At 70.7% G+C, this 13,236-nt stretch carries 11 protein-coding genes; 8 read left to right on the top strand and 3 right to left on the bottom strand.

What is annotated here, in order from left to right; genetic code table 11:
• Positions 1 to 12 precede the first annotated feature (12 nt).
• Positions 13 to 1,017 (top strand): UDP-glucose 4-epimerase GalE, encoded by a 1,005-nt coding sequence (galE, locus tag AC1XX3_RS00265; protein WP_483319071.1) that lies wholly within the window; start codon positions 13 to 15, stop codon positions 1,015 to 1,017.
• Between the two features lie 6 nt (positions 1,018 to 1,023).
• Here galE and AC1XX3_RS00270 read toward each other — a convergent pair whose 3' ends face one another.
• Positions 1,024 to 2,568, bottom strand: a complete 1,545-nt coding sequence (locus tag AC1XX3_RS00270; RefSeq protein ID WP_483319072.1) for a class I SAM-dependent methyltransferase — start codon at positions 2,566 to 2,568, stop codon at positions 1,024 to 1,026.
• 218 nt (positions 2,569 to 2,786) lie between these two features.
• On the opposite strand from AC1XX3_RS00270, the gene AC1XX3_RS00275 reads away from it, so the two are divergent.
• From AC1XX3_RS00275 to AC1XX3_RS00290, 4 genes are all read left to right on the top strand, one after another.
• Entirely contained in the window at positions 2,787 to 4,163 is a 1,377-nt protein-coding gene (locus tag AC1XX3_RS00275) for an ammonium transporter (RefSeq protein WP_483319073.1), read from the top strand.
• A complete protein-coding gene (locus AC1XX3_RS00280) occupies positions 4,160 to 4,498 on the top strand; it encodes a P-II family nitrogen regulator (protein WP_483319074.1) in 339 nt (112 codons plus the stop codon). Before AC1XX3_RS00275 ends, AC1XX3_RS00280 begins: the two co-directional genes overlap by 4 nt.
• Before the next feature lie 35 nt (positions 4,499 to 4,533).
• Positions 4,534 to 6,885, top strand: a complete 2,352-nt coding sequence (locus tag AC1XX3_RS00285; RefSeq protein WP_483320186.1) for a [protein-PII] uridylyltransferase — start codon at positions 4,534 to 4,536, stop codon at positions 6,883 to 6,885.
• Between the two features lie 206 nt (positions 6,886 to 7,091).
• On the top strand, positions 7,092 to 8,159 hold the full coding sequence (locus AC1XX3_RS00290; protein WP_483319075.1) for a DUF2776 family protein: 1,068 nt from the start codon (positions 7,092 to 7,094) through the stop codon (positions 8,157 to 8,159).
• 32 nt (positions 8,160 to 8,191) lie between these two features.
• Here AC1XX3_RS00290 and AC1XX3_RS00295 read toward each other — a convergent pair whose 3' ends face one another.
• Both AC1XX3_RS00295 and AC1XX3_RS00300 read right to left on the bottom strand, forming a co-directional pair.
• Positions 8,192 to 9,172: a carbohydrate kinase family protein gene (locus tag AC1XX3_RS00295; protein WP_483319076.1), complete on the bottom strand. Its 981-nt coding sequence runs from the start codon at positions 9,170 to 9,172 to the stop codon at positions 8,192 to 8,194.
• Between the two features lie 33 nt (positions 9,173 to 9,205).
• On the bottom strand, positions 9,206 to 10,219 hold the full coding sequence (locus AC1XX3_RS00300) for a DUF4192 domain-containing protein (protein WP_483319077.1): 1,014 nt from the start codon (positions 10,217 to 10,219) through the stop codon (positions 9,206 to 9,208).
• 152 nt (positions 10,220 to 10,371) lie between these two features.
• Here AC1XX3_RS00300 and AC1XX3_RS00305 point away from each other — a divergent pair, with 152 nt between their 5' ends.
• The 3 genes from AC1XX3_RS00305 to AC1XX3_RS00315 all read left to right on the top strand — a co-directional run bounded on the left by AC1XX3_RS00305 (position 10,372) and on the right by AC1XX3_RS00315 (position 13,204).
• Positions 10,372 to 11,124, top strand: a complete 753-nt coding sequence (locus AC1XX3_RS00305) for a DUF4352 domain-containing protein (RefSeq protein WP_483319078.1) — start codon at positions 10,372 to 10,374, stop codon at positions 11,122 to 11,124.
• 62 nt (positions 11,125 to 11,186) lie between these two features.
• On the top strand, positions 11,187 to 12,170 hold the full coding sequence (locus AC1XX3_RS00310) for an aldose epimerase family protein (protein ID WP_483319079.1): 984 nt from the start codon (positions 11,187 to 11,189) through the stop codon (positions 12,168 to 12,170).
• Positions 12,167 to 13,204 carry a DUF2891 domain-containing protein gene (locus tag AC1XX3_RS00315; RefSeq protein WP_483319080.1) on the top strand — a complete coding sequence of 346 codons (1,038 nt, stop codon included), beginning with the start codon at positions 12,167 to 12,169 and terminating at the stop codon, positions 13,202 to 13,204. Before AC1XX3_RS00310 ends, AC1XX3_RS00315 begins: the two co-directional genes overlap by 4 nt.
• Positions 13,205 to 13,236: the final 32 nt, after the last annotated feature.

A 13,236-nucleotide genomic window follows, 5' to 3' on the forward strand; every position in this document is an offset into this window, starting at 1 on the left:
TACAGTGCAGGCATGACTGTCCTGGTGACTGGCGGCGCGGGCTATATCGGCGCGCACGTGATTCGACTGCTCCAGCAACGTGGCGACACCGTCGTGGTCGTCGACGACCTCAGCAGCGGGATCGCCGAGCACGTCGGCGACGCCGCGTTGGTGCACCTCGACCTCTCGACCCAGGAGGCGGTGGACAAGCTCGAGGCGATCCTGACCGAATACAGCGTCGACGCCGTCATCCATATCGCGGCGAAGAAGCAGGTGGGCGAGTCCGCCGAGCGGCCGGCCTGGTACTACGCGCAGAACGTCGGCGGATTCGCCCACCTGCTGCAGGCCATGCAGAACGCACACGTCGACAAGATGATGTTCTCCTCCTCCGCCGCGACCTATGGGCTGCCGAACCTGCCGCCGGGCCAGCTGCTGACCGAGGACACCCCGCCGAACCCGATCAGCCCGTACGGCGAGACCAAGCTGGTCTGCGAGTGGATGATGCGGGCCGCCGGCAAGGCGTGGGGGCTGCGCGGGGTGGGGCTGCGCTACTTCAACGTGGCCGGCGCTGGCTGGCCCGAGCTCGGCGACCCGGCGGTGATGAACCTGATTCCGATCGCCCTGCGGGCCTGGACCAACGGCGAGCAGCCCACCATCTACGGGCGGGACTACCCCACTCCGGACGGCACCTGCATCCGCGACTACATCCATGTGCTGGACCTGGCCGAGGCGCACCTGTCGGCCTTGGACTACCTGGGCAGCGACGACCGGCCGCACGACATCTTCAACGTCGGCACCGGCACTGGGTCGTCGGTGATCGAGGTGCTGGAGCACCTGGCCGCGTCGTCGGGCTACGCCCTGGATCCGGCGATCGGTCCTCGGCGTGCGGGTGACCCCGCCGCCCTGGTCGCCGACGTGACCCGGATCGAGTCCGTGTTGGGCTGGCGGGCCACCAGGGACCTGGCCGAGATGACCGACTCCGCCTGGCAGGCCTGGGCGCCCGTGCACGGCGAGCCCGCCACTCCCCCGTCGCGCTGACCCGACTCAGCCGACGGTGTGGTCGGGTCGGCTGGCGACCGCCAGCAGGTGGGTCACCGGCCACTCCATCCCCGCGCCGCTGAGGTCGCGCAAGGACGCCACCGGGGCGATCCGGTTCTCGATCACCCAGTCGTTGCGCCACGCGTGCGACCCCGGCGCCAGGGTGAGACCCGCATTCTGGATGATCATGGTCCAGTCCGCCCAGGACAGACCGCAGAACTGCTCGTGGGCCTCCGACAGCCAGTTGTCGGCGTAGTCCTTGCGAGTCAGGAAGTCCATCGCGTCGCCGAGCCGCAGCTGCACCTCGTCGCCGACCGCGACGACGTCGATCGCCACCCCGGCCTGGGCGGCGAAGTCCCGCACGAACTGGTCCAGCCGGGCCCGGGTCGACAGGGTCCGGATGTGGTCGGCGACGCGCTCCCGCTCCCAGCCCGTCAGGTCGACGGTACGGGCGGGGTTGGCGCCGTCGGAGTCGTCCAGTCCCAGCAGCACCTGACGGTCACCGTCGTCGGGTCCGCAGACGTCGGAGTTGATCCACACCCCGCCCGGCGCTGTGTGGGCGGCGATGTTGTCGGCGAAGCGCTGGACCGCGCGGCGGCGCGCCTGCGGATCGGTGGGCCGCGTGTACGACCAGATCTCATGGGTCAGCGCGATGCTGATCGAGGTGTCGATCGAGCCCGGCGCGAAGATCGCATCACCGAGCATGTTGCGCTGATAGAAGAAGACGTTGGGGTTGGTGAACACGCCCTGGGCGAGTTTGTGCTCGCACTCGGCCATCAGGTGCCGCGCCACCTCGACGCCCAGCAGGTCCGACTCGTGGAACCGGGGGTCGCGGTCGATGCACTCCAACAGGCCACCGGTCGCGCAGCCGATGTCGAGGATGCGGCCCGGGCGGACGTGTTCGGCGATCTGGTTCCACTTGCGCGCCGACGCGGTCTCGAAGGCCTCCGCGTAGGTGTGGTAGTCGCGGGTGGTGGTCAGTCCGCCGTCGTCACCGATCACCGGGTCGTTCACCACCCGGGCGATGTGAGTCGCCAGGTTGTAGCGGTCGAAGACGTCCACGGTGGCGGGGTGGGCGAGCTCGCGCCACTGCGCATCCCCGGTGGCCACCTGCAAGAGCACGTCCCACGGCCGGGCGGGCGAGGGGTCGACGGTGTCCTCCACGCCGACCACCGAATAGCCCAGGGACGCATACATCGCCGCCACCGACGGCGTCGAGCATGCCACCACCGCCGCAGCCGGGCTGAGGTCGACGCCGAGCTGCTCCTCGCAGACCTTGATCGTCGTCGCGGCGAAGTCGTCGTTGGGCGGCACGTCGTGCACGCCAACCACCAATGACCGCAGCCCTTCGCGGACCGACAGCTGCTCGATGGCCGCTTCGCGGCGGTGGTACGGCACCGGGTTGCGGCGGGTCGTGTGGTGGTTGGCCGAGGTCACCGCCCAGACCACCGTCGCCGGCTCACCAGAGTCGGTGGTGACCAGCCGGGCCAGGTGCTCGGCCTGGAACCGGGTCAGAACATGGTGTCGGCCGGGGAACAAGACGGTAGGCACCGGGTCACCGTACCCACTCCCGGAGCAGCGTCGCTCCACCGTGGTGCGCGGCGCGAAACGTGTTCGTCACACGCACCTCGCAAGTGTCACCGAGCCGTAACGCACGAAGCCTTCGGTGCAACACGCACAGGACAGAGTTCTTCCTAGCCTGCTACGTCCAGGATCCAGCCGTGTCAGGTCAGTGCATACGTCCAGTTTCCTTCACCGAAAGAAGCAACATGACCCCACTCGAACTCGATTCGGGCGACACCGCCTGGATTCTCACCTCGGCTGCGCTGGTGCTCTTGATGACACCGGGCCTGGCGTTGTTCTACGGCGGCATGGTCCGCGCCAAGAGTGTCCTCAACATGATGATGATGAGCTTCGGAGCGCTGGCGCTGGTGTCCGTGCTCTGGGTGCTCTACGGCTATTCGTTCGCCTTCGGCAACGACATCGGCGGTGGCCTGCTCGGCGACCCGGGCGAGTTCTTGGGCCTGAAGGGTCTGATGGCCGAGGATCCGGAGGCGAGCTACCCGGTGATGGCCTTCGTGGCCTTCCAGGCCGTCTTCGCGATCATCACCGTCGCGCTCATCTCCGGCGCCATCGCCGACCGCGCCAAGTTCAGCACCTGGATGATCTTCGTCGGCATCTGGGTCAGCATCGTCTACTTCCCGATCGCCCACTGGGTGTTCGACTTCACCGTGACCGACGACGCCGACGTGATCACCCACACCGGTGGGTGGATCGCCAACAACCTGGGCGCGATCGACTTCGCCGGAGGCACCGCGGTCCACATCAATGCCGGTGCTGCCGGCCTGGCCCTGGCCCTGGTCCTCGGTCAGCGGATCGGCTTTCGGCGGGAGCCGATGCGGCCGCACAACCTGACCCTGGTCATGATCGGTGCCGGCCTGCTGTGGTTCGGCTGGTTCGGCTTCAACGCCGGCTCCGCCCTGTCGGCCGGCAACACCGCATCGGTGGTCTGGGTCAACACCCTGGTCGCCACGGCGGCCGCCTCGCTCGGCTGGCTGGTCACCGAACGGCTGCGGGACGGACACCCGACCTCGCTGGGCGCCGCCTCCGGTGTGGTCGCGGGTCTAGTCGCCATCACCCCGTCCTGCTCCTCGGTCAGCCCGATCGGTGCCATCATCATCGGCGTCCTCGCCGGTGTGCTCTGCGCGCTGGCGGTCGGCCTGAAGTACAAGCTCGGCTACGACGACTCGCTCGACGTGGTCGGCGTCCACCTGGTCGGTGGTCTGTGGGGCACCCTCGCCATCGGTCTGCTCGCCACGGCTGACGCCCCGGCCGCGGTCGACGGTCTGTTCTACGGCGGTGGTGTCACCCAGCTCTGGAAGCAGGCGGTGGGCGCTCTCGCTGTGCTGGTCACCAGCTTCGTCCTGACCCTGCTCATCGGCCTACTGTTGGAGAAGACGATCGGCTTCCGCGTCAGCGAGGACGACGAGCTCTCCGGTGTCGACGGGTCTGAGCACGCGGAGTCGGCGTACGACCTCGGCACCCTCGGGGCAGGTCTGCGTGGGCTGGGCGGCGGTTCGCCGGCGCGCCGTCCCGACACCGACCCCACCACCACCACGAACACCGATGAGGAGGTGACGGCATGAAGCTCGTGACTGCGATCATCAAGCCGCACATGCTGGACGAAGTGAAGACAGCCCTGGAGTCGTTCGGGGTCGAGGGCATGACGGTCAGCGAAGCCAGTGGGTTCGGCCGTCAGCGGGGCCATACCGAGGTCTACCGCGGTGCCGAGTACACCGTCGACCTGGTCCCGAAAGTGAGACTTGAGGTGCTCGTGGACGACGCCGATGCGAAAGACATCGTCGACGTCTTGGTGAAGAGCGCTCGGACCGGCCGTATCGGTGACGGCAAGGTCTGGTCCGTTCCCGTGGATGACGTCGTCCGCGTACGAACGGGCGAGCGCGGGCTGGACGCGCTCTGAAGCGTGATGTAACCAGCGAGCGTCTCAACGTCGCGATCCGGTCCGCGTGGTCTTCCACGGCAGGGCCGGATCGTCGGCGTTCGGTGACGGACTCGGTCGAGTCCGCTCTGGTCGGGCTCTACGCCGACGTGGCCGGACCGGCGAAGGGTACGGCCCTGGCGGCGGTCGGCAGCCTGGCCCGCGGTGAGCTGGGCCCCCGCAGTGACATCGACCTGGTGCTGCTGCACGACGGCCACGACCGTGGCGCGATCACCGCGTTGGCGGACCGGCTCTGGTATCCCCTGTGGGACGGCGGGGCGCGGCTCGACCACGCGGTCCGCACGCCGGCGGAATGCGCGCAGGTGGCTGGGCAGGAGCTCAGCGCCGGCGTCGGGCTGCTCGACCTGCGGCTGGTCAGCGGCGACGCGGAACTGGTGGCGTCGGCGCGGACGTCGCTGCTCACCGCGTGGCGGGGGAACGCCCGCAAGCGACTGGCTGAGCTGCTGGCCGCGGTCGAGGAGCGGCACGCCCAGCACGGCGACGCGGCCTACCTGCTCGAGCCGGATCTCAAGGAGGCCCGCGGCGGCTTCCGCGACATGATCATGCTCCGGGCGCTGGCCGCGACCTGGCTGACCGACCGGCCGCACGAGGGGGTCCGCGAGCCGTATGAGCGGCTCCTCGACGTCCGGGACGCGCTGCACATCACGTCGGGGCGTACCCTCGACCGGCTGCTCGCGGCCGAGGCGGGCGACGTGGCGACCCTGCTCGGTCACGCCGACACCGACGCCCTGCACCGCGAGGTGAGCCTGGCGGCCCGCCGGATCGGGCACGCGGTGGATCTCACGGTCCGCGCCGCCCGGCAGGCCCTGCCGCAGCGCCGGGCGCTCTCCTTCACCCGCCGGGAGCGCCGGCCCGTATTCGACTCCGCCCCGCACGGGCTGATCGTCCACTCCGGCGAGGTGGGGCTGGACCGGACCACGCCGGCGGACGGGCCGCTGCTCGGGCTCCGGGCCGGTGCGCTCGCCGCCCAGCGCGGCCTGGTGCTCTCCCCCGTCACGGCCGAGAATCTGGGCCGGCACGCCCCGGCCATCGAGACCCCGTGGCCGGCCGAGGCGCGAGACGCCCTCTTGGAGCTGCTGGCTGCCGGACCCCACCTGGTGCCGGTATGGGAGGCGCTGGACCTGGCCGGATGTATCCCCCGGTGGATCCCCTGCTGGAACCTGATCCGCGCCCAGCCACAGCACAACCCGGTGCACCAGCACACCGTGGACCGGCACTCGGTGCAGACCGCCGCCGAGGCGCACCGGCATCTGACCCAGGTGGAGCGGCCCGACCTGCTGCTGCTCGCCTGCCTCTTCCATGACATCGGCAAGGTGCCCGGCGCCGGCGTCGACCACGCGACCGTCGGCGCGCCGATCGCCCGGCGCGCGGTCGAGGACCTGGGCCTGGACGAGGCCGATGCCGCCCTGGTCGAGCGGCTGGTCCGTCACCACCTGACCCTGGCCGAGCTGGCCACCCGACGCGACCACGACGACCCGGCGACCGTGGACGCGCTGGTCGAGGCGGTGGACGGCCGGCTGCAGACCCTGCAGCTGCTCCGCCGGCTGACCGAGGCGGACGCCCGTGCGGCCGGACCTGCCGCCTGGTCGCCGTGGCGGGCGCAGCTGATCCATGCCCTGGCCGAACGGGCCGAAGGACGGTTGGTCGGCGAAGAGCGACGCGAGGCGTTCGCGGAGCTGAGCGACCTCGGACTGGCACGCTCGGTCCGCGTGGACGGCCTGCCACGGATCAAGCTGGATCAGCGTCCCGGCGGGATCCAGCTGATGATCGCCGCCCGCGACCGGCTCGGACTGTTCAGCGAGACCGCCGGTCTGCTGGCGGCCCACTCGGTGTCCGTCCGCTCGGCGGTGCTGACCACTGTCGAGGGCATCGCGGTGAACACGTGGCGGGTGGACGCCCAGGTCAGCGCCGACCTGCCCGACCTGGCCTTCTTGGTCAAGGAGCTGCAACGGCTGGAGCGGGGCGACACGACCATGCTCGCCGCCATCCGGCGCCGAGAGGACCGGGCCCAAGACGGTGCGGCGGCGGAAGGCGCGGCACCGTTCGTCGCCGTGGTCCCCGACGCCAGCGAGACGGCAGCTGTGCTGGAGGTCCGTACCGGTGACCGTTCGGGTCTGCTGTTCGGCCTCGGCCGGGCGCTGAAGGCGGAACGGATCTCGATCCGCTCGGCACACATCTCCACCCTCGCCAACCAGGCGATCGACACCTTCTATCTGACCGAGGTGGACGGGTCATCCCTGACCCCGGACCGAGTGCGCCGCGCCGTCGCTGTGCTCGCCGAGGCGGCCGGCGGACCGGGCACGGTGGACTCCGGCCGGCTGGTCGGGCGGGCTGCGGAACCGAGCTGAGATCGGTCGGGCTCTGCTCGACCAGCTCGAGGACGACATCGAGGGCTTCACTCGTTGTGGGTGATGCCACGGCCCAGCAGCGGCGATTAGCGTCGATGATCGGAGCAGTCAGCAGGTGTTGAGACGCTCGTCGGTGCGTCTGCTGGTTGCTGGCCGTCCGTCCGTGTTCCCCGGACCGACCGTCAACGCAGCGAGGTCGTGGTTTCGTGAACTATTGGGTCAGCGTCATCTTCCGGGCCATCCCGCTGGCCATGATGGGCGTCTGCGTCGGGTTCGGCAGCTATGTCTGGCAGGCCGGCGATGCCCCCGGCAACTTCGTGGCCGGGCGGGTGGTCACCTTCCTCGGCGCGATCTGCCTGTGCCTGTTCTGCACGGCCGCCACGATCATCCGGCAGCTGATCGGACGGTTCAACGCTCTCGACCGGATCGCCTACCCAGCGCTCGGCTACCTGGCGGCGATCTGCACCTCGGCGTACGGCATCAGCGTCTTCGCCGGAGCCTCCGGCGGCGGCCAGAACCCGGAGTACGTCGCCGGACACGTCGTGTTCGGCCTCGGCCTGATCAGCGGCTGCGTGGCCACCGTTGCCACGGCGTCCACCAAGTTCTCGCTCATCCCCGCCAACTCCGCGAAGCCCGCTGCGAAGGAGGCGGTACCGCCACCGGGGTCGTTCGCCGCAGGCGCCGTCATCGTGCTGGCGGCGCTGCCGGTGCTGCTGGCGGCCGTCGCCTGGGCCTTCGCGATCGTCAACCTGCTGTCGACCAGCTCGCCGAGCAGGTTCACGGTGGGCCACGTCGTCAGCGGCCTGGCGATGATCTGTACCAGCCTGATCGGGCTGGTGTGGAGCATCCTGCGCCAGGTCCAGGACGTCTACGGCCCCCGGGACCGCGTCGGATGGTCCTGGCTGGTGATCGTCATGGGCACTGCCGCCATGCTGTGGGGCATCGTGCTGCTGATCCTCGACAGCGAGCCGTACTACCGCACCCCCGGCTTCGTGATGATCGGCCTGGGTCTGGTCTGCTTCAGCATCCTCAGCAAGGTCGGCCTGCTGGCGCTGGTGTGGCGCCGCACCTTCAGCCTTGCCAACCGGGTCCCCCTGATCCCGATCGTGACCGCCCTCAGCTGTCTGTTCCTGGCAGCGTTCGTGTTCCAGGCCGCATACACCGACCCCAACGTCTTCATCGCCGCGCACGTGCTGGTGGGGCTGGGCGCCATCTGCTTCACGCTCTACTCGATCGTCTCCATCCTGGAGAGCGGCACGTCCTCCTCGTCGTGAGCCGGAGCGTCCCAGGACGAGCCACAAGCCCGTTACGCGGGCGCGTCAGGCACGCCGGTCATCGGCCGCCGTGGCATCCCGACCAGCTGGTCGACCTCGGCTGCTGTGGGCGGCTGAGCTCCTTGTCGACCGCAGACGATCGAGGCGGCTGCGGCACCCCGACGCAGGGCCGTGTCAACGTCGGTCCCCTGCTCCACCCACGCGTCGAGGAACCCGGCCATGAAGGTGTCTCCAGCACCCACCGTGTCGACCACCTCCGTCTGATAGCCCGGCACCCGAGTGACGACGCCGTCGGGCTGCACGGCCACCGCACCGTCGGCACCCAGCGTGACGACCGCCATGGCGAGCCCGTAGTGCGCCACCCAGTCAGTCGCGATCTCGACCGGGTCGTCGCTGCGAGCGCCGGCCGCAGCCAGGAAGGCCAGGTCCTGGTCGCTGGCCTTGACGATGCCGCCGCGATGGCCGATGGCCCGCAGCCATGGCTTCACCCGGGCCCAATACTGCTCGGGCTCGGGGATCACGGTGGGCCGGACGTTGATGTCATAGGAAGCGCGCGCCGTGGTCCCCTTGACCCAGTCGAGCAGTACGTCCGCGCCCGGACTGACCACGCAGGCCAGTGACGCGACGTGCAACCAGTCGGAGGGTCCCAGGTTCGGGAGGTCCTCGGGCTGCCAGCCGAAGTTGGCCGTGTCCGCGAAGTGGAAGGTGTAGCTGGCCACACCCTGCTCGTCGAGGCTCACCACTGCGATCGACGTCGCCTGGGACGACTCGGTGGACAGGTCCAGCTGGACCCCGGCATCGTTCAGGTGGTCGCGGAGCTGGCCACCGAAGGCGTCGGTGGAGATCCGGCCGAGAAAGTGGGCGTCGGCACCGAGCCGGCCGAGCGCGACGGCAGAGTTCATCGGTCCACCGGCCGACAGCGCCTGCCAGGAGCTGCTGAAGCTGCTCCGAGGCGACGCGTCGGACCGCACGAGATCGATCAAGGTCTCCCCGCACACCACGAATCGCGTCATGGGGCCAAACCTTAGCCCGCCGCAGCCACCTCCTCATCCGCCCGCCAGCCCGACGATCTCCCGTAGCGATGCCGCCATCTCGTCCCACACGTCCGGCGACACCGCGCGCAGATTCAGGTCCTCCAGCAGCCGCGCCATGGTGCAGTCCGGGTCACCCTCGAGCGCCCGCTCGATGCAGCACACCATCAGCGCGCCGTCCCCGCTGATCCACGCCGCCATCCCGAGCAGACACAGCGGTGCGGTCTCCAGCGGGGGCGGCGTGCGGCTGACCACCCGCTGCCAGAGCCGGACGTGGTCCTCGGCCGTGGCCTGCGTGATCAGCGCCCAGGCCACGTCGCGGACGTCCACGTCGGCCGCCAGCAGCGCGAGCCAGGCGCACTCCGCCTCGGTGGCCACCGGCTCCGCCTGCAGCAGCCGGCTCACCGCCTCGGCCATCAGGCGCTTGCGGGCCGCGCTCGACCGGCCCGCCAGCTTGTCCCTGGCATGCGTTCGCAGCGCCAGCAGGCCGGCCACGGTGTCGGCGGCCGGACCGCGGACCCGGGCGGCCACGTCGTCTCGGCTGGCCCGGGCGCTCAGCCCGGCATAGACCGCCTCCGCCGCCAGCCGGCCGCCCACCGGGTCGTACGGGGTGCCCTCCTCGGGACAGCACGCGCCGCCACACACCAACGACCACCAGCGCCGGCCGTCCGCATGCAGCACGTCGACCAGGTCGACCTGCTCCAGGCCTGAGGCGACGGTGCCGAGCACCGCCCGCGCTCGGTCGGCGTCGGCGGTGAACGCGAGCAGCACCACACCGCTGGCGCGGTGCTGGTTGGCCAGGCCGGCCAGTCTGTCGGTCAGCAACCCCTCCAGTCCCGGCGCCGGCAGATCGACCCGGGCAGCGAGTGCCACCTGGTGGCCGCGGATCACGATCAGCACCACCGACTCCTCCGGATGGAACCCGAGCAGGTACGGCACCAGCTCGAGCAGGTCGGCCGGACTCCTCGTGCGGAGCCGGACCCGCGGCCGAGCGGCCCGCGCACCGGCGGAGTTCTCTGGACTTCTCATGCCCCATCCCTGCCCACGGTGGGCCCGATGGGTCCGACCGCCTGCCGTGCTGTGGATGACCACGTCCCGGCCCCGCCCCTGTGGACGGGCGGACCGCCCGCCGGCTCGTTGCCGCCGGGCGACGGATGGGCCAGCGAGTAGGTTGGGTTTCGATGAGCGAGTCCCACGACCCCACCCGCCCGGACCCCGGCCCCACCGCGCCGCCGACCGGTGGAGCGGTCACGCCCGGCCAACAGACACACGGCATGGGCGGCAGTCCACGCGGCCCCGAGTTCGCGCCCGTCTCGTCCACCGGACCTGGATGGCCCGCCCAGTACGGCCCCGCTGCCGGGGCACCCCTACGGGTCCCCAGCGTCGCCCCGGACCCGAGCACGTACACGCCGCCGCGCAGCCGCTGGCCCGGCCTGCTGAGCGCCGCCGCGATCCTCGTCGTGGCACTGGTCGTCGCCGTGGCGACCGTGGTGGCGAACCGGCCGGAGACCGCACCGGTGGCCACCGGCGGCGCGTCCTCCAGCAGTGCCGTCCCAGCCCCGGTCCCGGCGGAGGACGCGATCGACTTCTCCTCCGACGAGGGCGCCGGACGGCTCGTGATCCTCGACCACAGCTGGCGACCCGGCAGCGGGCCCAACTCGAGCCAGACCCACCTGCGGCTCCAGGTCGAGCTACGCTGCGCCTCCGGCGAGGTGGACTACGACCCGTACCTGTTCCAGGCCTTCGACGCTCGCGGTGACCTCTATGACACGGCCCCGAGGCAGGGCGCGGGCACCGACCTCGGGACCGGAACACTGCGTCCGGGCGAGATCGTCCGAGGCATCATCGGATTCGACATCCCCCGCGGCGACGTCACGCTGCTGCTGACCAACCAGAGCTCGACCTCGGTCACGGCCATCAAGATCGACGACTGACTCCGGTCCGCCACCCGGCCACCTGACCGGGAGCGACGACGGCGCACCGTAGGCTGCCTGCCATGCCAGATGTCGAGCCCCGAACCCGTAACGGCTGGGAGGTCCTCCACCTCAGCACCGACAGCCTGAGCCTCGAGGTCGTGCCCGGACTCGGCGGCACCATCGTGTCGCTGCGACGTCGGTCCGACGACGTGGAGCTGCTCTGGTCCTCCCCCTGGGGGCTGCGCTCCCGCGGGGCCGCCACGCTGCCCGGCAGCAGCGAGGCCGTCATGGTCGACCACTTCGCCGGTGGCTGGCAGAGCCTCTTCCCCAACGCCGGGGACACCGCCAACGCGCACGGGGTCGAGTGGGGCTACAACGGCGAGCTGCGCATCGCCCCCTTCGCCTGGGAGCTGCTGGGCGATGCCCTGGTGATGACCACCCGACTGGTCCGCTCCCCCTTCGAGGTCACCAAGATCATCACCCTGGACGGCGACCGGGTCACCGTGGAGGAGACCGTGCTCAACGTCGGCGGGGAGGAGATCGAGACGATGTGGGGGTCGCAGCTGATCTTCGGTGCCCCACTGGTCAGCGAGCACACCATCGTCGACGCCGCGGCCGCGCTGGTGCACCCGGACCCAGGGGTCACCTCCGGCAGCGGCTATCACGACATCTCGCCCTGGCCGCGGACGCGGGGCGGTGACGGTTCCATGATCAATCTCCGGACGCTGCCGCCGCCGGAGGCCCAGCAGTCGCGGATGGCCTACCTGGCCGAGTTCTCCTCGCCCCGGATGACGGTCCGCAATCCACAGCTCGACCTCGGCGTCGAGCTGGAATGGGATTCCGACGTCTGGCCGTTCGCCTGGTACGCGCTGGAGGCCGGCCGTCGCGGCGGCTTCCCCTGGTTCAAGGCCGGCTACTTCTTGGCCCTCACCCCGTCGAGCAGCTGGCCGGCCCACGGTCTGCACGACTCCCGGCGGGTGAGCGAGACGACGAGGCGCATCCAGCCCGGCGAGACCCGCAGCAGCCACGTCACCCTGCGGCTGCTGTCGCCGACCCGGCGATGATCACGCTGCCGCACGCGGCGGCCTGGGCCCGTACGGCTGTCCAGGTGCTGCAGACGCCGTACCCCTACGGCGCCGCCCACCAGTCAGGCCACGCCCGTGACAATGACGTCACCCCCGAGGTGCTGCACCCTGCGTTCTGGGGCGCGCTCGACTGGCACTCCAGCGTGCACATGCAGTGGTCCCTGGTCCGGCTGCTCACGCTGGCTCCCGAGGCGCTGGCGGCAGCCGGTCTGACCGAGCAGGTCTGCGCGCTGCTGGACGATCGGCTGCAGCCAGCGGCGATCACGACCGAGGTGGCCTACCTGCGATCCCATCCGGGGTACGAGCGCCCGTACGGTTGGGCCTGGGCCATCGCCCTGGCCGGCGCCGCCCGCACCGCTCAGCTGCCACAAGCCGAGCAGTGGGCGAGCGCCACGAGTGAGCTGACAGCGGTCATCACCGACCAGCTGGCGGCGTTCCTGCCGAAGCTGACCTATCCGGTCCGCTCTGGAACGCACCCGAACACCGCCTTCTCCCTCGCGCTGTGCCTGCCGGGACTCCGCGAGCTCGGGTTCGACGACCTGCAGCAGCTGATCATGGAACGCGCCGAGGACTGGTATGCGCACGACTCTGACGCCGACACCCGCCATGAGCCCTCGGGCACCGACTTCTTGTCCCCCGTGCTGTGTCAGGCGGTGCTGATGCGCCGGGTGCTGCCGGCCACCGCGTTCGGCCCCTGGTTCGACGCATTCCTGCCGGGGCTCGGACACCCCGGCGGCAGTCGCCATGATCATCTGCTGACGCCGCCGACGGTGACAGACGCCACCGACGGTCAGCTGGCCCACCTGCACGGGCTGGCGCTGTCCCGGGCCTGGGCGTTGGCCGAGATCGCCACCGCTCTGCCACCAGACGACCGTCGGCGACCGGTGCTGCTCGCCTCAGCACGCCGTCAGTACGACGAGACGCTGCCGGTCGTCGTGGGTGGGCACTTCATGTCCACCCACTGGCTGGTCAGCTTCGCGCTGCTGGCCGCCACCGCCCTCGACGCTGCCTGACAGGCAGGGCCGAGGGCCGTGGACGCCTCTGG

The sequence above is a fragment of the Microlunatus sp. M237 genome (assembly GCF_056896895.1).

What these genes read in the sequence shown, in the direction of transcription:
- galE (WP_483319071.1), top strand. Translation starts at nt 13, where the DNA reads ATGACTGTCCTGGTGACTGGCGGCGCGGGCTATATCGGCGCGCACGTG.
- AC1XX3_RS00275 (WP_483319073.1), top strand. Translation starts at nt 2,787, where the DNA reads ATGACCCCACTCGAACTCGATTCGGGCGACACCGCCTGGATTCTCACC.
- AC1XX3_RS00280 (WP_483319074.1), top strand. Translation starts at nt 4,160, where the DNA reads ATGAAGCTCGTGACTGCGATCATCAAGCCGCACATGCTGGACGAAGTG.
- AC1XX3_RS00295 (WP_483319076.1), bottom strand. Translation starts at nt 9,172, where the DNA reads ATGACGCGATTCGTGGTGTGCGGGGAGACCTTGATCGATCTCGTGCGG.
- AC1XX3_RS00300 (WP_483319077.1), bottom strand. Translation starts at nt 10,219, where the DNA reads ATGAGAAGTCCAGAGAACTCCGCCGGTGCGCGGGCCGCTCGGCCGCGG.
- AC1XX3_RS00305 (WP_483319078.1), top strand. Translation starts at nt 10,372, where the DNA reads ATGAGCGAGTCCCACGACCCCACCCGCCCGGACCCCGGCCCCACCGCG.
- AC1XX3_RS00310 (WP_483319079.1), top strand. Translation starts at nt 11,187, where the DNA reads ATGCCAGATGTCGAGCCCCGAACCCGTAACGGCTGGGAGGTCCTCCAC.
- AC1XX3_RS00315 (WP_483319080.1), top strand. Translation starts at nt 12,167, where the DNA reads ATGATCACGCTGCCGCACGCGGCGGCCTGGGCCCGTACGGCTGTCCAG.